The sequence below is a fragment of the Duganella sp. HH101 genome, assembly GCF_001758795.1.
Taxonomy (GTDB): domain Bacteria; phylum Pseudomonadota; class Gammaproteobacteria; order Burkholderiales; family Burkholderiaceae_D; genus Rugamonas; species Rugamonas rivuli.
Map to the genome: position 1 here is coordinate 101,701 of NZ_LRON01000002.1, position 25,540 is coordinate 127,240.

The following is a 25,540-nucleotide window of genomic DNA, read 5'->3' on the forward strand; positions in this document are numbered from 1 at the left end:
TTTTTTGACGATTACTTCGCGGCCTTGGCCGCCTGCGCGTTCTTGCGGATGGTGTCCAGCGTGGCGCCCGGGGTGATCAGGTTGCCGTCGTAGCGCAGCTCGATCACGGCCGGCAGCTGTTGGCTGTTGGCGTAGGCCAGCGCGCGCTGCAGCGCCGGCGCGAAGTCCGCCGTCGCTTCCACCACTTCGCCATGGCCGCCATAGGCCACCGCCAGCGCGGCGAAGTCCGGGTTGTGCAGCTGCGTGCCGGACACGCGGCCAGGGTAGTGCAGCTCCTGGTGCATGCGGATGGTGCCGAACATGCCGTTGTTGAACACGATGATGACCACGCCCGCGCGGTACTGCACGGCGGTGGCCAGCTCCTGGCCGTTCATCATGTACTCGCCGTCGCCGGCGAAGGTGATCACGGTGCGCGCCGGATCGATGATCTTGGCGGCCACGCCGGCCGGCACGCTGTAGCCCATGGCGCCGCTGGTCGGCGCCAGCTGGGTGCGCATGCCGCCGTAGCGGTGGAAGCGGTGCGCCCAGGTGGCGTAGTTGCCGGCGCCGTTGGTGATGATGGTGTCGTGCGGCGCGATGCGGTCGATCTGCTGCACCACCTGCCACAGGTCCAGCGGCGCTTTGCCGTCCTGGAAAATGGGCGGCTGCTGCTGCCATGCGGCCAGGTCGGCCTTGGCTTCGGCCACGGTGCCGCGCCACGCGGCGCTGTCGACCGGCGCCATCGCGGCCAGCATCGCCGCCACTTGCGGCATGCCGCTGTTGATCATCAGCTCGGCCTGGTAGACGCTGCCCAGTTCCTCGGCGTCGGCGTGCACGTGGATCAGGCGCTGGGCCGGCACCGGCGCGGCGATCAGCGCGTAGCCGCCGGTGGTCATCTCGCCCAGGCGCGGGCCGATGGCCAGGATCACGTCGGCTTCGCGCACGCGCGCGGCCAGCTTGGGATTGATGCCGATGCCGACATCGCCGATGTAATTGGGGTGGTCGTTATCGAGCAAGTCCTGGAAGCGGAAGGCGCACGAGACCGGCAGGTGGTTGGCTTCGGCGAAGGCTTGCAGGTCGGTGCAGGCTTGCGCGTTCCAGCCGCCGCCGCCCAGCAATACCAGCGGCTTCTTGGCGCCGGCCAGCAGCGCGCGCACCTGGGCTATCTGCGCGGCCGACGGCGACGCCTGCACCGGCTGGTAGCGGCGGGTGTCGGCCACGCTGGCGACGGCGGTCAGCATGTCTTCCGGCAGCGCCAGCACCACCGGGCCGGGGCGGCCGCTGGTGGCGATCTGGAAGGCGCGCGCGATGTATTCCGGCACGCGGTCGGCGCGGTCGATCTGCGCCACCCACTTGGCCATCTGGCCGTACATGCGGCGGTAGTCGATTTCCTGGAAGGCTTCGCGGTCGACGAAGTCGTTGCCGACCTGGCCGATGAACAGGATCATCGGGGTCGAGTCCTGGAAGGCGGTGTGCACGCCGATCGAGGCGTTGGTCGCGCCCGGGCCGCGCGTGACGAAGCAGATGCCGGGCTTGCCGGTCATCTTGCCGTAGGCGTCGGCCATGAAGGCGGCGCCGCCTTCCTGGCGGTTGATGATGAAGCGGATGTCGGAGTCGTGCAGGGCGTCGAGCACGTCGAGGTAGCTTTCGCCTGGCACGCCGAAGGCGGTGTCCACGCCGTGGATCTTCAGGGCGTCGACCAGGATCTGGCCGCCGGTGCGGGATGGTTGCGTCATGTCTGGCCTTATCGGGGTCTAGGTATAGGTGCGGTATCCCGCATTCTACGGCCGGGAAAAGGCGGCGGCTTTTCTAATGGCGACACCAAATTTCAGATTTGCAGGGGCGGGCTGTTACAATAGCGCTTGAAGCAAGCCAGACAGCCGCTGGCCAGCGCGTAATGCCTGGCGGGAGGAAGGTCCGGACTCCATAGAGCGGGGTGACGGTTAACGGCCGTCCGCTGAAAGCCGCAAGCGCAAGCCCAAGGTATAAGGCGAGGAATAGGGCCACAGAGACGAGCGTATTAAGTTACGGTGAAACGCGGTAACCTCCACCTGGTGCAATTCCAAATAGGCACGCGATGATGCTGCTCGCGGAGCGTGCGGGTAGGAAGCTTGAGCGCTGGAGTAATCCAGCGCCTAGAGGAATGGCTGTCATAGCGCAGGTTCGCCTGCGCCGTAACAAAATCCGGCCTATCGGCTTGCTTCAACTAATAACGATGTTCGCGGCTGCCGCGGGACCGACGCGCACGCCGCGGCACCCCCGGGGACTTTGCCGATGAAAAAATACATACTGGCCTTGGATCAAGGCACTACCAGCTCGCGCGCCATCCTGTTCGACCATCAGGGCCGCATCTGCGGCAGCGCGGCGCAGGAATTCCCGCAACACTTCCCTCAGCCCGGCTGGGTCGAGCACGACCCCAACGAGATCTGGAACAGCCAGCTCACCGTGGCGCGCAAGGTTTTGCACGACAACCATGTCGACGGCGGCCAGATCCTGGCGATCGGCATCGCCAACCAGCGCGAGACCACCGTGGTGTGGGACCGCAAGAGCGGCGAGCCGATCGCGCCGGCCATCGTCTGGCAGGACCGCCGCACCGCCGACACCTGCGAGGCGCTGCGCGCCGACGGCAAGGCCAAGAAAATCACCGACATCACCGGCCTGGAGCTGGACGCCTATTTTTCCGCCACCAAGCTCAAGTGGCTGCTCGACCACGTGCCGGGCGCGCGCGAGCGGGCGCGGCATGGCGCGCTGGCCTTCGGCACCATCGACAGCTGGCTGACCTACAAGCTGACCGGCCGCCATGTGACGGACGTCAGCAACGCCGCCCGCACCATGCTGTTCAACATACACCTGATGCGCTGGGACCACGACCTGCTGCAGCTGTTCGACATCCCCGAGGAGATGCTGCCGCAGGTGGTGTCGTCGAGCGAGGAGGTGGGCCATACCAGGGCCGCGCTGTTCGGCGCCGAGATCCCGGTGGCCGGCATCGCCGGCGACCAGCAGGCCGCCACCTTCGGCCAGGCTTGCCTGAAGCCGGGCATGGTCAAGAATACTTACGGCACCGGCTGTTTCATGATGATGCATCTGGGGCGGCATCCGGTGGCTTCGCACAACCGGCTGCTGACCACGGTCGGCTGGCGCGTCGACGGCGCCACCGATTATCTGCTGGAGGGCAGCGTGTTCATGGGCGGCGCCACGGTGCAATGGCTGCGCGACGGGCTGGGCATCATCCAGCGGTCGGGCGATGTCGAGGCGCTGGCCGCCACCGTGCCGGACAACGGCGGCGTGTTCATGGTGCCGGCGTTTGTCGGGCTGGGGGCGCCGCACTGGGATCCGTATGCGCGCGGCGCGCTGGTCGGCCTGAGCCGGGGCAGCAACCGCGGCCACATCGCCCGCGCCGCGCTGGAGGCGATCGCCTATCAAAGCGCGGAGCTGATGGCGGCGATGCAGAAGGATGTCGAGGCTTCGCACCGCGCCATTCCGCTGACCGAGGTGCGCGCCGACGGCGGCGCGGCCCGCAACGATCTGCTGATGCAGTTCCAGGCCGATCTGCTGGGCGTGCCGGTGGTGCGGCCGACCGTGACCGAAACCACGGCGCTGGGCGCGGCCTATCTGGCCGGGCTGGCGGTGGGCTACTGGGAGACGCAGGAAGAGATCGCCGCGCAGTGGTCGTGCGAGCGCCGCTTCGAGCCCGCCATGCCGGCCGATCGCCGCGCCGAACTGCTGGGGCAGTGGGGCCGCGCGGTCGAACGCTCGCGCGGCTGGGACGCTGCGCGCTAGCGGTCCGCAAAAAAGCCATGGTTCCCGCGCGCGAAAGGATGAGGTAAGATGGAATATCTTGCCACCTAAGCAACTGGAGGAGCGATGCAAAATGTCGAGTTGAATGCGATCGAAATCCTGTTCGATGAACTGAGCGATGTCGCGTTTTTCGTCAAGGACCGGGACGGCCGCTACCTGGCCGCCAACCGCACGCTGGTGCGGCGCTGCGGCCTGCGCACCAAGCAGGAAATCGTCGGCAAGACCGTGCTGGAAGTGCATCCGCGCCATCTGGCGCAGACCTATATGGCGCAGGACCGCGAGGTGATCGAGGCCGGCCACACCATCAACAAGCACCTGGAACTGCACCTGTATCCCAACCGCCGCCACGGCTGGTGCCTGACCCACAAGACGCCGCTGCGCAACGATGCCGGCGCCATCGTCGGCCTGGTCGGCACCTCGCACGACCTCGGCCTGGCGGACGACTTGCATCCCGTGTACCGCCAGATCGCCAGCATCGCCCAGCATATCCGCGAGCACTACCGCGAACCCCTGTGCCTGAACCAGCTGGCGCAGGACGCCGGCCTGCCGCTGGCGCGCGTGGAGCGCCTGTTCCAGCGGGTGTTCCACTACAGCCCGCGCCAGCTGCTGCTGCAGTCGCGGCTGGACGGCGCGCTGGCGCTGATCGAGGCCGACCCGGCCCGCAGCATCGCCGACATCGCCAACGATTGCGGTTATTCGGACCACAGCGCCTTCAGCCGCCAGTTCAAGGCGCTGACCGGCATGACGCCGATGCAGTACCGCGCGCAGCAACATGGCGAGCGGCCGCAGGCTGCGCCGAGCATGGCGTCGTGGGCGGAACTGCGCGCCTGAGCTCGAAACTGTGGTATTTCGGCGCAAGCGCTGTGCCGATCCCACGCCCCCGGCTGTTTAAATATAGCGAACCGCCGCGCACCCTCCGGTGCGCGCAATGCCTTGCAAACTCATCAAGCTAGTATCACCCAGCCGACCCGCCCACAAGGCGCGCGGCGAATACTTATAACTATCTTGAAGAGAGGCAGACATGTCGTTATCGAGGAATATCCTGTATCTAGGCGGCCTATGCGCCGTCAGCCTGGCCTTTACCGCCCATGCCGACAACGGCGGCGACCCCGCCGCAGACAAACACGGCCGCCTGAAACAGGCGCCCATGCCGCACCAGCGCCAAAGCCTGCCGCCATCGGTCGAGCAGCAGAAGTACCAGCTGGCGCCGACCACCAAGCCGCGCTACGACCTGCTGCCGCGCCAGCAGCGCAACAGCCTGACGCCGCTGAGCGCCACGCCGGAATGCAAGGACATGACCAAGCTGGCGACCTACAGCGGCGCCGCGCTGGCCGACTACCTGGTCAACCTGCCGGACTTCGAATGCACCTACGGCCTGTTCTCGCTGACGCCGGCACAGGGCGCGACGATCTACTCGGCCGCCAACCTCAACGCCATCGCCAGCCGCTTCACGCAGGAAGCCGGCAGCTACAACGCCAGCAATATGGCGCTGGTCAACCTGGCGCTGTACCTGCGCGCCGGCTATTACCTGGCCGAAGGCGGCACCATCGCCCAGCCGGCGCAGTCGGTGAAGACGACGCTGCGCACGCCGATCAAGCAGCTGGCCGAGAGCACCCGGCTGTACGCGCCCAACGCCGCGGCCTACACCACGGCCGGCGAAACGCTGCGCCTGATCACCAATATGCACGACGAGGCCTACTACCTGCCGAGCATGAAAGCCCTGGTGCAGCGCTACACCAACACCCCGGCCAACCCGAACGCGGTCGACGCGCTGCGCAACAACAGCACCAGCGGCGGCTTCACGTCGGCGCTGACGGTGCTGTTCTACTCCCACTACCGCGCCGACGCCGCGCCGGTGGTGCAGAACGACCTGTCGTACGCGACCGCGCTGAACGCCTTCGTCACGTCCAACAAGACCGCTCTGCTGGGCAGCAACTACAGCTACCAGCTGAACGACGCGACCAACGAGGCGTTCCGCTTCATGCAGTACCCGGCGCTCAAGGCCGGCGTCAAACCGATGGTGCTGAACATGCTGGCCACCAGCAGCCTGACCAGCGCCGACAGCGAGCTGTGGCTGGCCGCCGCCAGCGCCGTTAAGTACTACGACAACGCCAATTGCGCCGAGTACGGCACCTGCGACTACGTCACCAAGCTGGCCAACTCCGTGCTCAAATACAGCAAGTCCTGCAGTCCGACGCTGCGCATCCGCGCCCAGGACATGACGCCGGCTCAGCTGCAGGACAGCTGCGACAAGCTGGCGGCCGAGGAGGGCTATGTGCACGACATGCTCAAGACCAAGCGCACCCCTGTCGCCAACGACAACAACACCTCGCTGGAACTGGTGGTGTTCGACGACTACAGCAACTACAGCAAGTACGCCTCCATCATCTACGACATCAGCACCGACAACGGCGGCATGTACCTGGAAGGCGAGCCTGACGTGCCTGGCAACCAGGCCCGCTTCATCGCCCACGAAGCTTCGTGGCTGCGTCCGACCTTCCAGGTGTGGAACCTGGAGCACGAGTACGTCCACTACCTGGACGGCCGCTTCGACATGCTGGGCGACTTCGGCCAGGCCACGTCGGTGCCGACCGTCTGGTGGATCGAGGGTATCGCCGAGTACATGTCGCTGCGGAATAACAACCAGGTCTCGATCGACGTCGCCAAGACCGGCACCTACCGCCTGAGCCAGATCTTCGGCAACACCTACAGCATGAGCGACTATGTCATCCGCGCCTATCGCTGGGGCTACATGGCAACCCGCTTCATGATGGAGCGCCACCGCGCCGACGTCGATGCCGTGCTGGGCATGTTCCGCATCGGCGACTACAGCGGCTACCAGAGCTTTATGGCCCGCATCGGCACCAGCTACGACGCCGAGTTCGCCGACTGGGTCAACACCGCCACCACCGCCGGCCAGCCGCCCATGCCTGAACCGCAGCTGCCGGCCTGCGCCTCGACCAGCTACCTGGGCAAGAACTGCGGCATCGGCGGCCTGGGCTCGTCCACCGCGGCCTATGTCTACCTGATGGTGCCGGCCGGCGCCACCAACGTGAAGATCTTCAGCCGTGGCGGCAGCGGCGACGCCGACATGTACGTGGCGCTGGACCGCTACCCGACCGTCGCGTCGTACGACATGGTGTCGGCCGCGGCGGGCAACTCGGAAAACGTCAGCATCGCCAATCCGGTGGCCGGCCACTGGTACTACATCATGCTGAAGGCCAAAACCAGCTTCAGCGGTGTGACGGTGTACGCGACCTACGACTAACTGAGCTGAAACGGTCTTAGAAAGCGCTTAAAACGGCAGCCGCCCGGCTGCCGTTTCCTGATTTCCCTCCACGGATTTCGTATAATGCGGCGTGGCGGTGCGGTGGCTAACTTGTCTATACAAGTTGTCCTGCGCCGTGGCGCTGTCCCCGCACGACCCCAGGTTTTTCCATCCAGCTGAGTGCGCCGCCGGCGCGACTTGCCGCAAGAAATCCCCCCGCTGCCGCCCGTACGCCTCTGTTGTCGTTTTAATACCGCAATGTTGGCGTCTTGCAACTATATGCATTTAATTCAATTATTTTATTCGCTCTATTTCCCCGTTTTAGTGCGTCCAAACACATGTGCACAGATGAGGTAGCACATTCACTGTTTGTCATAAGTACTTAATTTGCCTAACTATTTTATTTCTACCCGGCTTCAAGGAATCGCGCTAAGTCCTTAATTTCATTACTAAAATCGCTGTTTCGTTTGCCTGAAAGCGCTTGACCACTATTCTTGCTTCCTCTAAAGTGGGCATCTGTGTGAAAAAGTGTCTTTTTGTGGGAAATTTCACCCGACTTAGCGGCGGGGGAGATGAGAACCGGAAGCGCCGATCATGCTCCGCTAACCCTACTGAGGTCAAAAGGTAATCCCGTGTTTCAAGGCGCGTCCGCAATCAATCTCGATGCCAAAGGCAGGATGTCTATCCCCGCCAAGCACCGTGACGCGCTCTCGATCCAGTGCGAAGGCCGCCTCACGCTGACCCGCCATCCCGACGGCTGCGTCATGTTGTTCCCCCGCCCGGTGTGGGAACAGCACCGCCAACAGATCTCCCAGTGGCCGTTGCAGGCCCGCGCCTGGCAGCGCATCTTCCTCGGCTACGCCACCGACGTCGAAATGGACACGGCCGGCCGCATCCTGATCGCGCCCGAGCTGCGCAGCGCCGTCGGCCTTGAACGCGAGGTCATGATGATGGGCATGGGTTCTCATTTCGAAATCTGGGATGCCGCCAAGATGGCGCAACAAGAGCAGCAGGCGATCGAAGCCGGCACCCCCGATGTTCTCGCTAATTTCTCTTTCTAAGGCTCCGTGATGACCACTACATCGGTGCCGGAATTTCAGCATCGGACGGTGCTGCTTGACGAAGCGGTCGACGCGCTGGCGCTGGACGGCGCGCGCGCCGACGGCGTCTACGTCGACGGCACGTTCGGCCGCGGCGGCCACTCGCGCCTGATCCTGTCCAAACTGGGCGCCAAGGCGCGCCTGATCGCCTTCGACAAAGACCTGCAGGCGATCGCCACCGCCGAGCAGATTACCGACCCGCGCTTCACCATCGTCCACGACAGCTTCGCCACCATGCACGCGGCGCTGGCCGAGCGCGGCGTGGCGCAGGCCGACGGCATTTTGCTCGACCTGGGCATCTCGTCGCCGCAGGTGGACGACGCCGCGCGCGGCTTCAGCTTCCGCAACGACGGCCCGCTCGACATGCGCATGGACACCACGCGCGGCATGTCGGCGGCGGAGTGGCTCGCCACAGAAACTGAACAGACACTGGAAAAGGTGATCAAGGAATATGGGGAAGAACGGTTTGCTTTTCAGATTGCAAAGGCGATTGTTGCTCGCAGGGCAGTCGAGCCAATTTCAACCACACGACAGCTTGCCGGCATCGTGGCAGGCGCGGTCAAGACTCGGGAAAAGGGCAAGGACCCGGCCACCCGTACCTTTCAGGCTATCCGGATTTTCATCAATAAAGAGCTTGAAGACCTCGAGATCGGTCTGACCCAGGCCTGGAACAGCCTGGCGCCGGGCGGCATCATCGCCATCATCAGCTTCCACTCGCTGGAAGACCGCATGGTCAAGCGCTTCTTCGCGTCCAAGGCCAACGTCGAGCAGCCGGACCGCCGCCTGCCGATCCGCGCGGTCGACCTGCCGCAGCCGGAACTGAAGCTGCTGGCCAAGTTCAAGCCGTCCGACGCCGAGATAGCCGCCAACCCGCGCGCCCGTTCGGCCGTGATGCGTGTCGCGCGCCGCCTGCCGTTTTCAGCTCCCGGCGCTGTGAAGGGCGCGGCATGAGCGGCAAGATCAACCTGGTGCTGACGGCGCTGCTGGTGGCCTGCGGGCTGTCGCTGGTGAACGCGCAATACCAGGCGCGCCATCTGTTCATCGAACTGGAACGCACGCAGTCGCAGGCGCGCCAGCTCGACATCGAATGGGCGCAGCTGCAGCTGGACCAGTCGACGCTGGGCAAGCACGCCCGCATCGAGGAAATCGCCCGCCGCGACCTGAGCATGACGCCGCTGACCGCCGCGCGCACGCAATACCTGACGCCGGAAGGATCGAAATGAGCCGCGCCAGCAATACCAACACGTCGCGCGTAGCCCGCTCCAAGGGCGTGCCGTTCTCCAAGAACCCGGTGCTGGCGGTACGCCTGCCGGTCTGGCGTTCGCGCGTGGTGCTGTTCGTATTGTTCGCCGCCTTCGCCGGCCTGGGCGCGCGCGCCCTGTGGCTGCAAGGCTTGTCGACCCAGTTCCTGCAGAAGCAGGGCGAGATCCGCTACGCTCGCACGCTGGACCTGCCGGCCACGCGCGGCAAGATCACCGACCGCGATGGTCAGGTGCTGGCGTCGTCGGTGCCGGTCAAGGCCATCTGGGCGATTCCGGACGATGTCCAGGAAGCGCCGCCGGCCAAGCTGAAAGAGCTGGCCAAGCTGCTCGACATGAGCAACGCCGACCTGCAAAAGAAACTCGACTCCGACCGCGGCTTCGTCTATTTGAAGCGCCAGGTCGAGCAGGACGTGGCCGACCAGATCACCAAGCTGGGCATCGACGGCATCCAGACCCGCAAGGAATACAAGCGCTTCTACCCGCAGGGCGAAGTGACGACCCACGTGGTGGGCTTCACCAACGTCGAAGACGCCGGCCAGGAATCGATGGAGCTGGCGCAGCAGAAAACCCTGGTGGGCCAGCCGGGCAGCCGCCGCGTCATCAAGGACCGCCTGGGCCACATCGTCGAAGACATCGAATCGGTGCGCGAGCCGCACGACGGCAAGGACTTGACGCTGTCGATAGACAGCAAGCTTCAGTACATCGCTTTCACGCAGGTGAAGGAGTCGGTCGAAAAATTCCACGCCAAGGCCGGCGCCGCCATCGTGCTGGACGTGCACACCGGCGAAGTGCTGGCGCTGGCCAACTGGCCGACCTACAACCCCAACGACCGCTCCAAGCTGACCGGCGAGCAGCTGCGCAACCGCGTGATGACGGACACCTTCGAGCCTGGTTCCTCGCTCAAGCCGTTCACCGTCGGCCTGGCGCTGGACGAGAAGCGCATCACGCCGCACACCATGTTCGACACCGGCGCGGGCGCCATGGTGATCGCCGACCACGTGGTCCACGACACCCACCCGCACTACTTGATCGACGTCCAGACCATCATCCAGAAGTCGTCCAACATCGGCACCTCGAAGATCGCGCTGAGCATGCCGCCGCAGGAAATGTGGGAGATGTTCACCAAGGTCGGTTTCGGCCAGCAGCCCAAGTGGGGCTTCCCCGGCGCCGTGGCCGGCCGCGTGCGTCCATATAAATCGTGGCGTCCGATCGAGCAGGCCAATATGAGCTTCGGCCAGGGTATCTCGGTATCGCTGATCCAGCTGGCGCGCGCCTATATGATCTTCGCCCGCGACGGCGACATCATCCCGCTGTCGTTCCAGAAAGTGACGGAAGCGCCGCATGGCACGCAGGTGATCAGCGCCAAGACCGCCGCCGAAATGCGCGAGATGCTGGAGATGGTCACGCTGCCGGGCGGCTCGGCCGTCAAGGCCCAGGTGCAGGGCTACCGCGTGGGCGGCAAGACCGGCACCGCGCAGAAGTTCCTCAACGGCCGCTACTCGCAAACCAAATACATCGGCAACTTCGTCGGCATGGCGCCGATGTCGAACCCGCGCTTCATCATCGCCGTCATGATCGACGAACCGGGCGGACCGGTGCACGTCGGCGGCGACGTCGCCGGCCCCGTGTTCTCCGCGCTGGCCGCCAACGCGCTGCGCGCCAAGAACATCACGCCGGATTCAACCCTTACCCATATCATCATTCCTGATAATGCAGCACAGGAGAAAATGTGACGACTTCTGACTTCGACCCCTTGGCCGTCGCGGCCGCGATCCGCAAGCTGGCGCCGTCCGCGCAGCTGGCTTCGGATTCGCGCCGCATCAAGCCGGGCGATGTGTTTTTTGCTTTCGCAGCCGAAGCGGGCGATGCCGGCGACGGCCGCAGCTTCATCGAGAGCGCCATCGAGCAGGGCGCCGCGCTGGTGGTGCTCGACCCCGCAGGCTACACCTGGAACGACAGCTGGGCCGTGCCCTACCTCACCGTCGAACAGCTCAAGCGCCATGCCGGCGTGATCGCCCACGCCTTTTACGACCAGCCGGATGCGGCCATGTTCACCGTCGGCGTCACCGGCACCAACGGCAAGACCTCCAGCGCCGTCTGGCTGGGCCACGCGCTGTCGCGCGGCGCCGAGCCGGCCGCCGTCATCGGCACGCTGGGCGTGGGCCTGTTCCGCGCACGCGGCGATGTCGAGTACGACGTCACCGGCTACACCACGCCGGACGCGGTGCTGCTGGCGCGCACGCTGGCCGGCCTGCGCGGGCAGGGCGCCGCCGCGCTGGCGATCGAGGTATCGTCCATCGGCCTGGAACAGGGCCGTGTGGCAGGCATGCACTTCGACGTCGCGCTGTTCACCAACCTGACCCGCGACCACCTGGACTACCACGGCACGATGGAGGCCTACGAGGCCGCCAAGACCAAATTGTTCGACTGGCCCGGCCTGAAGACGGCGGTGGTCAACCTGGACGACCCGATGGGCCTGCGCCTGATCGCCCACCTGCAGGCGAAAGCGCCGCAGGCCGCGCCGTCGGGCGATATTCCGCTGATCGGCTACACGCTGCACGACGCCACCGCGCGCCCGGACATCCCGGGCGTGTTGATGCTGCGCGCCAGCCAGTTCCGCAGCAGCCGCAACGCCGGCACCGAATTCCATCTGGAGTGCACGCTCGGCGTGGCGCTGGTCAAGACTCACCTGGTCGGCAACTTCAACATCAGCAACGCGCTGGGCGTGATGGGCGCGATGCTGGCCAAGGGCCTGGGCCTGCGCGCCGCCATCGAAGCGGTCGAAGCGCTGCTGCCGGCCCCGGGCCGCATGCAGCAGGTCGGCGGCCAGGATGCGCCGATGATCGTCATCGACTACGCGCACACGCCGGACGCGCTGGAAAAAACCCTGGCCGCGCTGCGCCCGGTGGCCACCGACCGCGGCGGCCAGCTGTGGTGCGTGTTCGGCTGCGGCGGCGACCGCGATCCGGGCAAGCGCCCGCAGATGGGCAAGATAGCGCAGATGGCGGACCACGTGCTCGTCACCAGCGACAACCCGCGCAGCGAAGATCCGCACTCGATCATCGAGCAGATCGTCGCCGGCATGGACCGCAACAACCCGGCATCGACGGTGCAGACGCTGGACGACCGCGCCGCCGCCATCCTGTCGGCGATCAAGCACGCCGGCAAGCCGGACGTGATACTGCTGGCCGGTAAAGGCCACGAGCCGTACCAGGAAATCAAGGGCAAGAAACTGCCATTCTCCGACGCCGACCACGCGCAGCTGGCGCTGTCGGCCCGCTTAACCATGATGAGGACGAATTGATGCGTGCAGCACTCGCACAGATTCTGCCTTCTGTGTCCGGCGCCAAGCTGATTGGCTCCGGTGAAATTGTATTCAACGGCGTCTCCACCGACAGCCGTAGCGTAGCCGCAGGTTCGCTGTTCGTCGCCTTGCGCGGCGAGGTTTTCGACGCCCACAACTTCCTGGCGCAAGTCGCGGAGAAGGGCGTCGCCGCTGTCGTGGTTGAAGAACTGCCGGAGGGCTGGACCGCATCGACCGGCATCGCGGCCATCGTCGTACCGAACACGCTGGTGGCCCTGGGCCAGATCGCCAACTACTGGCGCCGCCAGTTCACGATGCCCGTCATCGGTGTCACCGGCAGCAACGGCAAGACCACGGTCAAGGAAATGATCTCCGCCATCCTGGCCGCCGCCCACGGCGAAGACGGCCGCCTGGCCACGCGCGGCAACCTGAATAACGAGATCGGCGTGCCATTGACGCTGTTCCGCATGGACGCGCAGCAGAAGTCCGCCGTGGTGGAACTGGGCATGAACCATCCCGGCGAGATCGGCCGCCTGAGCGCCATAGCCGCCCCCACCATCGCCATGGTCAACAACGCCCAGCGCGAGCACCAGGAGTTCATGCACACCGTGGAAGCGGTGGCGCGCGAGAACGGCGCCGTGCTGGCCAGCCTGCCGGTGCGCGGCGTGGCCGTGTTCCCGCATGGCGACGAGTTCACGCCGGTCTGGGAAGAATTGTCGGCCGGCCGCCGCATGCTGCGCTTCGGCCTGACCAAGGACGCCGAGGTGAGCTGCACCTTCCGCCCTGGCGACTTCGGTAGCGAGATGTTCATCACCATCCGCAGAAGCGAGGGCGAGTGCGCAGGCGAGCCTGACCAGTTCTTCGTCAACCTGCAAGCGGCGGGCGAGCACAATGTGCGCAACGCGCTGGCTGCCGTGACTTGCACCTACGCCGCCGGCATCGCGCTGGACAAGATCAAACTGGGCCTCGACACCTTCGCGCCGGTCAACGGCCGCCTGCAGAAGAAGGCCGCGGCCAATGGCGCCGTCGTCATCGACGACAGCTACAACGCCAACCCGGACTCGGTGCGCGCCGCCATCGACGTGCTGTCCAAGGCCGCCGCCCCGCGCGTGCTGGTGCTGGGCGACATGGGCGAAGTCGGCACCCAGGGCCGCGAGTTTCACGAAGAAATCGGCGCGTATGCGCAGACCAAAGGCATCGAACAGGTGCTGGCAACCGGCGAGCTGGCGTCCCACATGAGTGGACCCGCCATTCGTCATTTTGAAAACTTCGGCGATCTGCTGGCTGCTGTCGACGCAGCCGTCACGCCGGATGCAACCGTATTAATCAAGGGCTCCCGCTTCATGAAAATGGAACGGGTCGTGCAGCATTTGATTGGATCGCAACAAGCTAACAAGGAAAGTCACTAATCATGCTGCTCTGGCTCGCTCAGTATTTTCAGCAGGACCTCGGGCCACTCCGGGTCTTCAACTTCATCACCTTCCGCGCGGTGTTCGCCACCGCGACCGCGCTGCTGATCGGCCTGTCGGCCGGTCCGGCCGTGATACGCAAACTGACCGCGATGAAGTACGGCCAGGCCGTGCGCACCGACGGTCCGCAGACCCACCTGAAAAAACACGGCACCCCGACCATGGGCGGCGTGCTGCTGCTGATCGCCATCGGCGTCTCCACGCTGCTGTGGTGCGACCTGTCGAACCGCCTGATCTGGCCGGTGCTGATCGTCACGCTGGGTTTCGGCGCCGTCGGCTGGGTCGACGACTACCGCAAGGTGGTGCGCCAGGATCCCGAAGGCATGCGCTCGGCGGAAAAATACTTCTGGCAGTCGCTGGTCGGCATCGGCGCCGCGCTCTACCTGGCGTTCTCGGTGTCCGCACCCAATGCCGGCAAGGTGTTCGAGCTGTTCTTCGCCTGGGTGCAGTCGGGCTTCTCGATGGACCTGCCGCCGAAGGCCGACCTGATCGTACCGTTCTTCAAGACCATCAGCTACCCGCTGGGCGTGTGGGGCTTCATCGCTTTGACCTACTGTGTCATCGTCGGCACCAGCAACGCCGTTAACTTCACGGACGGCCTGGATGGCCTGGCGATCATGCCGACGATTATGGTCGGCTCGGCGCTCGGCCTGTTCGCCTACCTGACCGGTAGCGCCACGTATTCGAAGTACCTGTTCATCCCGCACATTCCCGGCGCGGGCGAACTGATCATCTTCTGCGGCGCGCTGGCCGGCGCGGGCCTGGCCTTCCTGTGGTTTAACACCCACCCGGCACAGGTGTTCATGGGCGACGTCGGCGCACTGGCGCTGGGCGGCGCGCTGGGCACCATCGCCGTCATCGTGCGCCAGGAAATCGTCCTGTTCATCATGGGCGGCATCTTCGTCGCCGAGACGGTGTCGGTGATTATCCAGGTGGGCTGGTTCAAGATCACCAAGAAGCGCTTCGGCGTCGGCCGCCGCGTGTTCCTGATGGCGCCCTTGCACCATCACTTTGAACAAAAAGGCTGGAAAGAGACCCAGGTCGTCGTGCGCTTCTGGATTATCACGATGATGCTGGTGCTGGTCGGACTCTCTACATTGAAACTGCGCTGATGATCTACGAAGGCAAAAACGCACTGGTACTGGGACTGGGTGAATCCGGTCTGGCGATGGCGCTGTGGCTCGCCCGCAGCGGCGCGCGCGTGCGCGTGGCCGATACCCGTGAAGCGCCCGAGCGCCTGCCGGCGCTGCGCCTGGCCGTGCCGGACGCGGAGTTCGTCGCCGGTCCGTTCGGTGCTGCGCTGCTGGAAGGTATCGACATGGTCGCCGTCAGCCCGGGCCTGGCGCCGTATCGCGAACTGGCCGAGATCGCGCCTGCCGCTGCCGCCGCCGGCGTGCCGGTATGGGGCGAGATCGAACTGTTCGCCCAGGCGCTGGAAGCACTGGAACAAGAACGCGGCTACACGCCCAAGATCATCGCCATCACCGGCACCAACGGCAAGACCACCGTCACCACGCTGGTCGGCCAGCTGTGCGAACGCGCCGGCAAGACCGTACGCGTGGCAGGCAACATCAGCCCCGCCGCGCTGGACGTGCTGCGCGACGTGATGGACGCCGGCACGCTGCCGGAAGTGTGGGTGCTGGAGCTGTCGTCCTTCCAGCTGCAAACCACCTTCACGCTGGAAGCCGACGCCGCCACCGTATTGAACGTGACCCAGGACCACCTGGACTGGCATGGCGACATGCCGTCCTACGCCGCCGCCAAACACCGCATCTTCGCGGCCGACACCGTGCGCGTATTGAACCGCGACGACGCCACCGTAATGCGCATGGCCAGCGCCACCGGCACCAACGTCACCTTCGGCACCGACGCGCCAACGCTGCGCGACGACCTGGGCCTGAACAGCGAACGCGGCGTGCTATGGCTAGCCACCGCCGTGCCGGCCGAGGAAGAGGGCGAACCGAAGAAACGCAAGAAGAACGATCCGCCGCCGCCACCGGTCGAATGCATGGTCAAGAACCTGATGCCGGCCGACGCGCTGCAGATCCGCGGCGTGCACAACGCCGCCAACGCGCTGGCCGCGCTGGCCCTGTGCCGCGCCATCGACCTGCCTCTGGCGCCGCTGCTGCACGGGTTGCGCGAATATCGCGGCCAGCCGCACCGCGTGGAACTGGTCAGCGCCATCAACGACGTCGAATACTACGACGACAGCAAGGGCACCAATGTCGGCGCCACCGTGGCCGCCTTGAACGGCTTGGGCAAGGCGTTCACCGGCGCCAACCAGCGCCTGGTGGTGATCATGGGCGGCGACGGCAAGGGTCAGGATTTCTCGCCGCTGGCCGAACCGGTATCGCGCCACGTGCGCGCCGTGCTGCTGATCGGCCGCGACGCGCCGCAGTTGCGCGCCGCGCTGGCGCCGTCCGGTGTCGATCTGGAAGACTGCGGCACCGACCTGCCGCAAGCCGTCAAGCGCGCCAGCGAACTGGCGCAAGCCGGCGACGCCGTGCTGCTGTCCCCGGCCTGCGCCAGCATGGACATGTTCAAGAACTACGCGCATCGCGCCCAGGTGTTCATCGACACCGTGCGCGAGATCGCCCTCGATGCAGGACAGGAGCTCTGATGGCCTTCCAGATGCCGTTCCGCTTTGCTGACAAGTCGACGCCGCCGTCGATGGACAGCCGCGCGCGGCAATCGAAGATGATGGAATACGACCAGCCGCTGGTCTGGGTCACGCTGCTGTTGATGCTGCTCGGGATGGTGATGGTGTACTCGGCCTCGATCTCGCTGCCGGATTCGCCCAAGTTCGCCAACTACGTACGCTGGCAGAACACCTACTTCCTGCAACGGCAGGCGATGTTCATCGGCGTCTCGCTGCTGGCCGGACTGTTCGTGTTCCGCATCCGCATCTGCGACCTGCAGAAGGCCGCGCCGTACCTGTTCATCGGCACCCTGGTGCTGCTGGTGATGGTGCTGATCCCCGGCCTCGGCGTGGTGGTCAACGGCGGCCGCCGCTGGCTGTCGCTCAAGGTATTCAACGTGCAGCCATCGGAACTGATGAAAGTGGTCGCCGTGCTGTACGCCGCCGACTACACCGTGCGCAAGCAGGAGTACATGCACAAGCTGACCAAGGGCTTCATGCCGATGGCGGCGGCGGTCGGCTTTGTCGGCCTGTTGCTGCTGCTGGAGCCCGACCTGGGCGCTTTCGGCGTGATCGTCTGCATCGCCATGGGCATCCTGTTCCTGGGCGGGATCAACGCCATCTGGTTCGGCGGCATCGGCGCGGTGCTGGTGGTGATCTTCGGCTCCATCATCGCGCTGTCGAAATTCCGCCGCGAGCGCTACTTCGCCTACCTGAATCCTTGGGAGGAAGACAACGCATTGAACAAGGCCTACCAGCTGACCCACTCGCTGATCGCTTTCGGGCGCGGCGAACTTTTCGGCGTAGGCCTGGGCGGCAGCGTGGAAAAGCTGCACTACCTGCCGGAAGCGCATACCGACTTCCTGCTGGCGGTGATCGGCGAAGAGCTCGGCCTGGCCGGCGTGCTGGTGGTGATCGCGCTGTTCTACTGGCTGATCAAGCGCGCCTTCGACATCGGCCGCCAAGCCATCGCCATCGACCAGACCTTTGCCGGCCTGACTGCCAAGGGCATCGGCATCTGGATCGGTGTTCAGACGTTTATTAACATGGGTGTCAACCTTGGCCTGCTGCCGACCAAGGGCTTGACCTTGCCGCTGATGAGCTATGGCGGCACGGGTGTAGTGATTAACTGCGTCGGACTCGCGATCCTGCTCCGGATCGATTACGAGAACCGGGTCCTGATGCGTGGTGGCAGATTATGAAACGATTGATGATCATGGCGGCCGGCACCGGCGGCCACATTTTCCCCGGCCTGGCGATTGCGCAGACGCTGCGCGCGCGCGGCTGGGAAGTAACGTGGCTGGGTACCGCCGCCGGCATGGAACAGGAGCTGGTGCCCAAGCACGGCATCGCGATGGACAGCATCGACTTCACCGGCATGCGCGGCAAGGGCATCAAGCACTCGCTGGGCGGCGCGCTGAAGATGGTCAAGGCCTTCGCCGCCTGCTTCGGCTACATCGGCAGCCGCAAGCCGGACGTGGTGCTGGGCATGGGCGGCTACGTCACCGTGCCGGGCGGCCTGATGGCGCGCATGCGCGGCGTGCCGCTGGTGCTGGTCAATGCCGACGCCGCGCTGCTGCTGTCGAATAAAACACTGGTGCCGTTCGCCGAGCGCGTGTGCTTCGGCTTCCCGGCCAACTTCGGCAAGGCCGCCAGCAAGGCTGTCGTCACCGGCAACCCGGTGCGCAAGGAGATCCTGGACATGCCCACGCCGGACCTGCGTTTCTTCGGCCGCGAAGGTCCGCTGCGCATCCTGGTGGTGGGCGGCAGCCTGGGCGCGAAAGCGCTGAACGACAACCTGCCGGCCGCGCTGGCGCTGATCCCGGCCGCGCAGCGTCCGCAGGTGACGCACCAGTCGGGCAAGAAGAATATCGATGCGCTGCGTGCGGCGTATGCGCAGGCGGGCGTGGAAGCCAATGTGGTCGACTTCATCGATGACATGGCCGCCGCCTACAGCCATGCCGACGTGGTGATCTGCCGCGCCGGCGCCATCACTGTGTCGGAGCTGACCGCGGCCGGCGTGGCCAGCGTGCTGGTGCCGCTGGTCGCATCGACCACCAGCCACCAGCGCGACAACGCGCAGTGGATGGCGAAACAGAACGCGGCGATCCACATGCCGCAATCGGAAATGAGCGCGCAGAGTGTAGCGACGCTGTTGGAAACGCTGACCCGCGGCGCTTGCCAGACCATGGCAATGGCGGCGCGCAGTGTCGGCAAACGCGATGCGAACGACGCTATCGCACAAGTATTGGAACAACTAGCATGAAGCACAAAGTACAGAATATTCACTTCGTCGGCATCGGCGGCAGCGGCATGAGCGGCATCGCCGAAGTGCTGCTGACGCTTGGCTACACCGTGTCCGGCTCGGACCTGGGCAGCAACGCCGTCACCCAGCGCCTGGCTGACATGGGCGCCACCGTGTTCCAGGGCCACGCGGCCGCCAACATCGGCGAAGCCGACGCCGTCGTCACCTCGACCGCCGTACAGCAGGACAATCCTGAAGTCGTGGCTGCGCGCAGCCGCAAGATCCCCATCGTTCCGCGCGCCGTGATGCTGGGCGAGTTGATGCGCCTGAAGCGCGGCATCGCCATCGCCGGCACGCACGGCAAGACCACCACCACCAGCCTGGTCGCATCGGTGCTGGCGCAGGGCGGCCTCGATCCGACCTTCGTCATCGGCGGCCGCCTGACCGCCGCCGGCGCCAACGCCAAGCTGGGCACCGGCGAGTACCTGGTGGCCGAAGCCGACGAGTCGGACGCCTCCTTCCTGAACCTGACGCCGATGATCGAAGTCATCACGAACATCGACGCCGACCACATGGAAACCTACGAGCACGATTTCGAAAAGCTCAAGCAGGCCTTCGTCAACTTCACGCACCGCCTGCCGTTCTACGGCCGCGCCATGCTGTGCATCGACGATCCGCATGTACGCGCCATCCTGCCGCAAGTGACCAAGCCCGTGACCACCTACGGCTTCCACGAAGAAGCCGAAGTGCGCGCCGTGAACGCCCGCGCCGTCGGCGTCGAGATGCATTTCACCGTGATCCAGGAAGGCTACCCGGACCTGGACGTGGTGCTGAACCAGCCCGGCCTGCACAACGTGCAGAACGCCTGCTCGGCCATCGCCATCGCGCGCGAAATCGGCATCGAAGACAAAGACACGCAAGCCGGCCTGGCCGCCTTTGCCGGCGTCGGCCGCCGCTTCACCAAATACGGCGATGTCGCCATCCCTGGCGGCGGCACGTTCACGTTGGTGGACGACTTCGGCCACCACCCGCTGGAGATGGAAGTGACCACCGCCGCCGCGCGCGCCGCCTATCCTGGCCGCCGCCTGGTGCTGGCCTTCCAGCCGCACCGCTACAGCCGCACGCGCGACCTGTTTGAAGATTTCGTCAAGGTGCTGGGCACCGTCGACGTGCTGGTGCTGGCCGAAGTCTACGCCGCCGGCGAAGCGCCTATCGTGGCCGCAGACGGCCGCGCGCTGGCGCACGCATTGCGCGCACGCGGCAAGACCGAACCGATTTTTGTTGAGGCGATTGGCGATATGCCGGAAACCATCATGGGTGTGGTACGCGACGGCGACGTCGTCATGACCATGGGCGCAGGCTCGATCAGCGGCGTCCCTGCCAAACTGACTAACTATCCAAAGGTCTGAAAGTGAATCACCTTACTCCTGTTGACGCAAAAGCTTTCGGCAAAGTCGGCGTGCTGTACGGCGGCCGTTCCGCCGAGCGCGACGTGTCCATCATGTCCGGCAACGGCGTGCTGAAGGCACTGCAAAGCAAGGGCGTGGACGCCCACCTGTTCGACACCGGCGTGCGCACGCTGGCCGAACTGGCCGCCGAAAAATTCGACCGCGTGTTCATCGCGCTGCACGGCCGCTTCGGCGAAGACGGCAGCCTGCAGGGCGCGCTGGAACTGCTGGGCATTCCGTACACCGGCAGCGGCGTCATGGCCAGCTCGGTGGGCATGGACAAGATCACCACCAAGATCGTCTGGCTGGCCGCCGGCCTGCCGACGCCGCGCTACGCGGTGCTCAATGCTGGCTCGGACCTGGACGCCGTGTGCGCCGACCTGGGCCTGCCGCTGATCGTCAAGCCGCCTCACGAAGGCTCGACCATCGGCATCACCAAAGTCAGCGCCGCCAATGAATTCAAGGCCGCCTTCGATATCGCCGCCGCGCTGGACGACTCGGTGCTGGCCGAGGAATTCGTCACCGGCCGCGAGTTCACGGTTGCCATGCTGGGTTCGGGCGCCGATGCGCGTCCGCTGCCGGTGGTGGAGATCGTGGCCCCGCAAGGCAATTACGATTACCAGAACAAGTACTTCACCGACGACACCCAGTATTTCTGCCCGGCCGTGCTGCCGGAAGCGCTGACGCAGGAGATGCAGCGCCTGGCCGTGCTGGCCTACCGCGCCATCGGCTGCGAGGGCTGGGGCCGGGTCGACTTCCTGCTGCGCGAGAGCGACCAGAAGCCGTTCCTGCTGGAGGTGAACACCTCGCCCGGCATGACCGGACACTCGCTGGTGCCGATGGCGGCACGCGCGGAAGGCATCAGCTATGAAGAGCTGTGCGTGGAAATCCTGCGCACGGCGCGCCTGAAGTTAGCTCAACCTCAGATGAAGGGTTAAGCAAGGAGATGTGGCAAGACGCTAAAGCCTTGAATGCGACCGCCAGCGGCATTTTCGCCTTGACGGTATTGGCATCCATCGCCGCAGGCGTGTGGTGGGTAGCGCAACGGCCGATGTTCAACCTGCGCACCATCCGCATCGAGACGATCGGGCAGGACGAGTTAAAGCATGTGAACCACCTTACGCTGCGCAGCAACGCGTTGGGCCGCATCAAGGGCAACTTCTTCACGACGAATCTGGATGCGGTACGCCAGGCGTTTGAATCGGTGCCCTGGGTGCGCCGCGCAACGGTGCGCCGCGAATGGCCGGACCAGCTGATCGTGGCGCTGGAAGAGCATGAGGCGCTGGGCACATGGGGCGAGGACGGTAAGCTGCTGTCGACCAAAGGCGATGTGTTCACCGCCAACCTGGCCGAAGCGGAAGAGGATCACACGCTGCCGGAGTTCGATGGACCGGACGGCAGCGAGAAGGAAGTACTGTCGCGTTACGACGAGCTGCGCACCTGGTTTGCGCCGCTCAAGCTGGTGCCCGAGTCGTTGTCGCTGTCGGGACGCTATGCATGGACGGTGCGGCTGAATAACGGCATGAGCGTGGCGCTGGGGCGGGAACAGACCAGCACCACGTTGAAGGAAAGGGTGGACCGCCTGATGGGAATTTATCCGCAGCTGGTGGAGCACTTGCAGAACATCGAGACCATCGATATGCGTTACCAGAACGGGCTGGCCCTGAGTGCGACGGGATTGAAGATTCCGGCCGAGGGAGCCAAGCCAAAACCGATCGTGAAGAAAAAAATACAGTAGGCAGAGATAAATGACTAAAGACGCTAAAAACCTGATCGTTGGCCTCGACATTGGCACCTCGAAAGTGGTGGCCGTGGTGGCCGAGGTGATGGGCGATGGACGCCACGAAGTGATCGGGCTGGGCCAGCACGAATCGAAAGGCCTGAAGAAGGGCGTGGTGGTCAACATCGAAGCGACCGTCGAATCGATCCAGCGCGCGCTGGAAGAGGCGGAGCTGATGGCCGACTGCAAGATCCGCAATGTCTACGCCGGTATCGCGGGCAGCCATATCCGCAGCTTCAATTCCAGCGGCATGGTGGCCATCAAGGACAAGGAAGTGACGGCCACCGACGTGGCGCGCGTCATCGAAACGGCAAAAGCGGTTAACATCCCGACCGACCAGCAGCTGTTGCACACGGTGCCGCAGGAATTCATCGTCGACAGCCAGGAAGATGTGCGCGAGCCGATCGGCATGAGCGGCATCCGCCTGGAGGTCAAAGTCCATATCGTCACCGGCGCGGTGTCGGCGGTGCAGAACATCGTGAAGTGCGTGCGCCGCTGCGGCCTCGAGGTGTCGGACCTGATCCTGCAGCCGATGGCATCGGCCGACGCCGTGCTGACGCCCGATGAAAAAGAACTGGGCGTGGTGTTGATCGACATTGGCGGCGGCACCACCGACGTCGCCGTGTTCTCCGACGGCGCGATCCGCCACACGGCCGTGATCCCGATCGCCGGCGACCAGATCACCAACGACATCGCGATGGCGCTGCGCACGCCGACCTCGGAAGCGGAAGAGATCAAGATCCGCTACGGCGTGGCCAAGCAGGTGCTGGCCGATCCGGGCGAGACGCTGGAAGTGCCGGGCCTGGGCGACCGCGGTCCGCGCAACCTGTCGCGCCAGGCGCTGGCGGCCGTGATCGAGCCGCGCGTCGAAGAGCTGTTCGCCATGGTGCACCAGGTGGTGCGCGAGTCCGGCTACGAAGGCGTGCTGTCCTCGGGCATCGTGCTGACCGGCGGCACCGCCATCATGCCGGGCATGGTCGAGATGGCGGAAGACATATTCCTCAAGCCGGCGCGCCTTGGCACGCCGGACTACCGTGGCCAGCTGGCCGACGTGGTGCGCAGCCCGCGCTACGCGACCGTGCTTGGCCTGTTGTTGGAAGCGAAAAAGCAGTACCTGCGTGGCCATATCGTTACGCGGCAGGATGGTTCGGTGAAGGCAGTATGGCAGCGCATGAAAGAATGGTTCTTGGGTAATTTTTAAGCTTATTTTTCTAAACTATTTATATTAAAACCGCAGTTTTCAATCCCCAGTTCTTCTAACGATATGAGGACTGGCGCTTGAAAACCGCATTCTGATAGGGAGTCACATCATGGAGTTTGATATGGTCGATAACGCAGCTTTGGGCACCGTCATCAAGGTCGTCGGAGTCGGCGGCGCAGGTGGCAATGCAGTTCAACACATGATTAACAAAGGTATGGTCGGCGTCGAATTCATCGCCGCCAATACCGACGCCCAGGCGCTGTCGACCTCCAAGGCCGACAACGTGATCCAGATCGGCGAGACCGGCCTGGGTGCGGGGATGAAGCCTGACGTCGGCCGCAAGCTGGCCGAGGAATCGCGCCAGCGCATCGAAGACTCGCTGCGCGGTGCGCACATGGTCTTCATCGCCGCCGGCATGGGCGGCGGCACCGGCACCGGCGCCGCACCGATCGTGGCGGAAATCGCCAAGTCGCTGGGTGCGCTGACCGTGGCCGTGGTGTCCAAGCCGTTCTCGCACGAAGGCCAGAAGTGCATGGACATCGCCGATGAAGGCCTGGAACAGCTGTCGGCCAACGTCGACTCGCTGATCGTGATCCTGAACGAGAAGCTGGAAGAGATCTACGAAGACGAATCGCTGATCGAGTGGCTGCAGCACGCCGACGATGTGCTCAACAACGCCGTCGCCGGTATCGCCGAGATCATCAACGTGCCGGGCCACATCAACGTCGACTTCAACGACGTCAAGACCATCATGGGCGAGCAGGGCAAGGCCATGATGGGCACCGCGACCGCGTCCGGCGTCGACCGCGCGCGCATCGCCGCCGAGCAGGCCGTGGCTTCGCCGCTGCTGGACGGCGTCGACCTGTCGGGCGCACGCGGCGTGCTGGTCAACGTGACCGCGTCGCGCGGGCTGAAAGGTAAGGAGATCAAGGAAGTCATGGCCGCCGTGCGCGCCTTCGCCGCGCCGGACGCGTCGATCGCCCAGGGTATCGCCTACGATGACGACATGGGCGACAACATCCGCGTCACCGTGGTCGCCACCGGCCTGGGCAAGGCCAAGAAGCATGTACAGCTGGTTCCCCAGCAGATGCTGCGCACCGGCACCCACAACAGCCCGATGATGCCATCGGCTGCACTGGGCGGCGGCGCGGCTTCGTCGTCCGTTTCGATGGGCGCGACCAGCGGCATGGGCGGCGGTGCATCGCCAGCCTTCGACGGCATGAAGGCGCCGGCTGTATGGCGCCGTGAATCGGCTTCCGAGCAGGTGCGCGCGATGGAAAAGAATGGCATGGAAACCTACGACATTCCAGCCTTCCTGCGCAAGCAGGCGGATTAAGGCATACTGCTGGCTCTAAGCCGGTGAAGCCGCGCCTGGCGCGGCTTTTTTACGTTCAACATTTATAAAAGGAGTCATCCATGACCATCAAGATTGGCGACACCCTGCCAGAAGGCACCCTGTCCGAATTCATCGAAACCGAAACCGAAGGCTGCTCGCTGGGCCCGAACACGTTCAACGTACAAGACCTGGTCAAGGGCAAGAAGATCGCGATCTTCGGCCTGCCAGGCGCCTACACCCCGACCTGCTCGGCACAGCACGTGCCAGGCTACGTCAAGCACGCCGCCGACCTGAAAGCCAAGGGCGTCGACGAAATCTGGTGCATCTCGGTCAATGACGCCTTCGTCATGGGCGCGTGGGGCCGCGACCAGAAAGCCACCGGCATCGTCCGCATGATGGCCGACGGCAACGCCGCTTACTCCAAGGCCCTGGGCCTGGACGCCGACTTCAGCAAGTTCGGCATGGGCACCCGCTCGCAGCGCTATTCGCTGCTGGTCGACAACGGTGTTGTGACCCAGCTCAACATCGAACAAGGCGGCAAGTTCGAAGTATCGAACGCCGAAACCCTGCTGGCCCAGGCGTAATCGCCGGACTGGTTGGATGCAGTAACGAAACGGCGCCGTCAGGCGCCGTTTTCATTGCAGGCCAAGGGAATTCCACATTTCGGTTGAGATGTGACAGATCAGGGTTGAGTCGTCGTCGGCGCTTAGGA

The 25,540-nt window shown here is 64.9% G+C and carries 20 protein-coding genes and 1 other RNA gene; 20 read left to right on the plus strand and 1 reads right to left on the minus strand.

The features are described 5' to 3' along the window. Positions 1 to 11 precede the first annotated feature (11 nt). Positions 12 to 1,715, minus strand: a complete 1,704-nt coding sequence (locus tag DUGA2_RS03290; RefSeq protein ID WP_070267191.1) for a thiamine pyrophosphate-binding protein — start codon at positions 1,713 to 1,715, stop codon at positions 12 to 14. A gap of 128 nt (positions 1,716 to 1,843) precedes the next feature. Here DUGA2_RS03290 and rnpB point away from each other — a divergent pair. The 20 genes from rnpB (at position 1,844) to DUGA2_RS03390 (ending at position 25,412) form a co-directional block, all read left to right on the plus strand. Beyond that, an RNA gene (gene rnpB, locus DUGA2_RS03295) (RNase P RNA component class A) lies at positions 1,844 to 2,187 on the plus strand. A 66-nt stretch (positions 2,188 to 2,253) separates the two neighbouring features. Beyond that, positions 2,254 to 3,759, plus strand: a complete 1,506-nt coding sequence (gene glpK / locus DUGA2_RS03300) for a glycerol kinase GlpK (RefSeq protein ID WP_070267192.1) — start codon at positions 2,254 to 2,256, stop codon at positions 3,757 to 3,759. Between the two features lie 84 nt (positions 3,760 to 3,843). Then, entirely contained in the window at positions 3,844 to 4,608 is a 765-nt protein-coding gene (locus DUGA2_RS03305; protein WP_070267193.1) for an AraC family transcriptional regulator, read from the plus strand. Positions 4,609 to 4,798: 190 nt separating this feature from the next. Then, a complete protein-coding gene (locus DUGA2_RS03310; RefSeq protein WP_070267194.1) occupies positions 4,799 to 7,045 on the plus strand; it encodes a M9 family metallopeptidase in 2,247 nt (748 codons plus the stop codon). 632 nt (positions 7,046 to 7,677) lie between these two features. After that, the gene (mraZ, locus tag DUGA2_RS03315) at positions 7,678 to 8,106 is read left to right on the plus strand and encodes a division/cell wall cluster transcriptional repressor MraZ (RefSeq protein ID WP_008445413.1); all 429 of its coding nucleotides are present in this window, start codon (positions 7,678 to 7,680) and stop codon (positions 8,104 to 8,106) included. A gap of 9 nt (positions 8,107 to 8,115) precedes the next feature. Next, positions 8,116 to 9,096: a 16S rRNA (cytosine(1402)-N(4))-methyltransferase RsmH gene (gene rsmH / locus DUGA2_RS03320; RefSeq protein WP_070267195.1), complete on the plus strand. Its 981-nt coding sequence runs from the start codon at positions 8,116 to 8,118 to the stop codon at positions 9,094 to 9,096. Next, positions 9,093 to 9,368, plus strand: a complete 276-nt coding sequence (ftsL, locus tag DUGA2_RS03325; protein ID WP_070267196.1) for a cell division protein FtsL — start codon at positions 9,093 to 9,095, stop codon at positions 9,366 to 9,368. The genes rsmH and ftsL overlap by 4 nt, the downstream gene beginning before the upstream one ends. After that, positions 9,365 to 11,140 (plus strand): penicillin-binding protein 2, encoded by a 1,776-nt coding sequence (locus tag DUGA2_RS03330; protein ID WP_070267197.1) that lies wholly within the window; start codon positions 9,365 to 9,367, stop codon positions 11,138 to 11,140. The genes ftsL and DUGA2_RS03330 overlap by 4 nt, the downstream gene beginning before the upstream one ends. After that, positions 11,137 to 12,711, plus strand: a complete 1,575-nt coding sequence (locus tag DUGA2_RS03335) for a UDP-N-acetylmuramoyl-L-alanyl-D-glutamate--2,6-diaminopimelate ligase (RefSeq protein ID WP_070267198.1) — start codon at positions 11,137 to 11,139, stop codon at positions 12,709 to 12,711. The genes DUGA2_RS03330 and DUGA2_RS03335 overlap by 4 nt, the downstream gene beginning before the upstream one ends. After that, positions 12,711 to 14,120 (plus strand): UDP-N-acetylmuramoyl-tripeptide--D-alanyl-D-alanine ligase, encoded by a 1,410-nt coding sequence (gene murF / locus DUGA2_RS03340; protein ID WP_070267199.1) that lies wholly within the window; start codon positions 12,711 to 12,713, stop codon positions 14,118 to 14,120. The genes DUGA2_RS03335 and murF overlap by 1 nt, the downstream gene beginning before the upstream one ends. A gap of 2 nt (positions 14,121 to 14,122) precedes the next feature. Beyond that, entirely contained in the window at positions 14,123 to 15,292 is a 1,170-nt protein-coding gene (gene mraY / locus DUGA2_RS03345) for a phospho-N-acetylmuramoyl-pentapeptide-transferase (RefSeq protein ID WP_070267200.1), read from the plus strand. Continuing rightward, entirely contained in the window at positions 15,292 to 16,800 is a 1,509-nt protein-coding gene (gene murD, locus DUGA2_RS03350) for a UDP-N-acetylmuramoyl-L-alanine--D-glutamate ligase (protein ID WP_070267201.1), read from the plus strand. The genes mraY and murD overlap by 1 nt, the downstream gene beginning before the upstream one ends. Next, positions 16,800 to 18,020, plus strand: a complete 1,221-nt coding sequence (gene ftsW, locus DUGA2_RS03355) for a putative lipid II flippase FtsW (RefSeq protein WP_070267202.1) — start codon at positions 16,800 to 16,802, stop codon at positions 18,018 to 18,020. The genes murD and ftsW overlap by 1 nt, the downstream gene beginning before the upstream one ends. After that, entirely contained in the window at positions 18,017 to 19,084 is a 1,068-nt protein-coding gene (gene murG, locus DUGA2_RS03360; RefSeq protein ID WP_070267203.1) for an undecaprenyldiphospho-muramoylpentapeptide beta-N-acetylglucosaminyltransferase, read from the plus strand. The genes ftsW and murG overlap by 4 nt, the downstream gene beginning before the upstream one ends. Next, entirely contained in the window at positions 19,081 to 20,472 is a 1,392-nt protein-coding gene (gene murC, locus DUGA2_RS03365; protein WP_008445436.1) for a UDP-N-acetylmuramate--L-alanine ligase, read from the plus strand. The genes murG and murC overlap by 4 nt, the downstream gene beginning before the upstream one ends. Before the next feature lie 2 nt (positions 20,473 to 20,474). Beyond that, positions 20,475 to 21,449, plus strand: a complete 975-nt coding sequence (locus tag DUGA2_RS03370; RefSeq protein ID WP_070267204.1) for a D-alanine--D-alanine ligase — start codon at positions 20,475 to 20,477, stop codon at positions 21,447 to 21,449. An 8-nt stretch (positions 21,450 to 21,457) separates the two neighbouring features. Beyond that, positions 21,458 to 22,249: a cell division protein FtsQ/DivIB gene (locus DUGA2_RS03375; protein ID WP_070267205.1), complete on the plus strand. Its 792-nt coding sequence runs from the start codon at positions 21,458 to 21,460 to the stop codon at positions 22,247 to 22,249. Positions 22,250 to 22,259: 10 nt separating this feature from the next. Beyond that, the gene (gene ftsA, locus DUGA2_RS03380; protein ID WP_008445439.1) at positions 22,260 to 23,492 is read left to right on the plus strand and encodes a cell division protein FtsA; all 1,233 of its coding nucleotides are present in this window, start codon (positions 22,260 to 22,262) and stop codon (positions 23,490 to 23,492) included. Between the two features lie 109 nt (positions 23,493 to 23,601). Then, on the plus strand, positions 23,602 to 24,828 hold the full coding sequence (gene ftsZ, locus DUGA2_RS03385) for a cell division protein FtsZ (protein WP_008445440.1): 1,227 nt from the start codon (positions 23,602 to 23,604) through the stop codon (positions 24,826 to 24,828). A gap of 80 nt (positions 24,829 to 24,908) precedes the next feature. Then, positions 24,909 to 25,412, plus strand: coding sequence for a peroxiredoxin (locus DUGA2_RS03390; RefSeq protein WP_008445441.1), 504 nt, complete (start codon positions 24,909 to 24,911; stop codon positions 25,410 to 25,412). Positions 25,413 to 25,540: the final 128 nt, after the last annotated feature.

What these genes read in the sequence shown, in the direction of transcription:
- DUGA2_RS03290 (WP_070267191.1), bottom strand. Translation starts at nt 1,715, where the DNA reads ATGACGCAACCATCCCGCACCGGCGGCCAGATCCTGGTCGACGCCCTG.
- glpK (WP_070267192.1), top strand. Translation starts at nt 2,254, where the DNA reads ATGAAAAAATACATACTGGCCTTGGATCAAGGCACTACCAGCTCGCGC.
- DUGA2_RS03305 (WP_070267193.1), top strand. Translation starts at nt 3,844, where the DNA reads ATGCAAAATGTCGAGTTGAATGCGATCGAAATCCTGTTCGATGAACTG.
- DUGA2_RS03310 (WP_070267194.1), top strand. Translation starts at nt 4,799, where the DNA reads ATGTCGTTATCGAGGAATATCCTGTATCTAGGCGGCCTATGCGCCGTC.
- rsmH (WP_070267195.1), top strand. Translation starts at nt 8,116, where the DNA reads ATGACCACTACATCGGTGCCGGAATTTCAGCATCGGACGGTGCTGCTT.
- ftsL (WP_070267196.1), top strand. Translation starts at nt 9,093, where the DNA reads ATGAGCGGCAAGATCAACCTGGTGCTGACGGCGCTGCTGGTGGCCTGC.
- DUGA2_RS03330 (WP_070267197.1), top strand. Translation starts at nt 9,365, where the DNA reads ATGAGCCGCGCCAGCAATACCAACACGTCGCGCGTAGCCCGCTCCAAG.
- murF (WP_070267199.1), top strand. Translation starts at nt 12,711, where the DNA reads ATGCGTGCAGCACTCGCACAGATTCTGCCTTCTGTGTCCGGCGCCAAG.
- mraY (WP_070267200.1), top strand. Translation starts at nt 14,123, where the DNA reads ATGCTGCTCTGGCTCGCTCAGTATTTTCAGCAGGACCTCGGGCCACTC.
- murD (WP_070267201.1), top strand. Translation starts at nt 15,292, where the DNA reads ATGATCTACGAAGGCAAAAACGCACTGGTACTGGGACTGGGTGAATCC.
- ftsW (WP_070267202.1), top strand. Translation starts at nt 16,800, where the DNA reads ATGGCCTTCCAGATGCCGTTCCGCTTTGCTGACAAGTCGACGCCGCCG.
- murG (WP_070267203.1), top strand. Translation starts at nt 18,017, where the DNA reads ATGAAACGATTGATGATCATGGCGGCCGGCACCGGCGGCCACATTTTC.
- murC (WP_008445436.1), top strand. Translation starts at nt 19,081, where the DNA reads ATGAAGCACAAAGTACAGAATATTCACTTCGTCGGCATCGGCGGCAGC.
- DUGA2_RS03375 (WP_070267205.1), top strand. Translation starts at nt 21,458, where the DNA reads ATGTGGCAAGACGCTAAAGCCTTGAATGCGACCGCCAGCGGCATTTTC.
- ftsA (WP_008445439.1), top strand. Translation starts at nt 22,260, where the DNA reads ATGACTAAAGACGCTAAAAACCTGATCGTTGGCCTCGACATTGGCACC.
- ftsZ (WP_008445440.1), top strand. Translation starts at nt 23,602, where the DNA reads ATGGAGTTTGATATGGTCGATAACGCAGCTTTGGGCACCGTCATCAAG.
- DUGA2_RS03390 (WP_008445441.1), top strand. Translation starts at nt 24,909, where the DNA reads ATGACCATCAAGATTGGCGACACCCTGCCAGAAGGCACCCTGTCCGAA.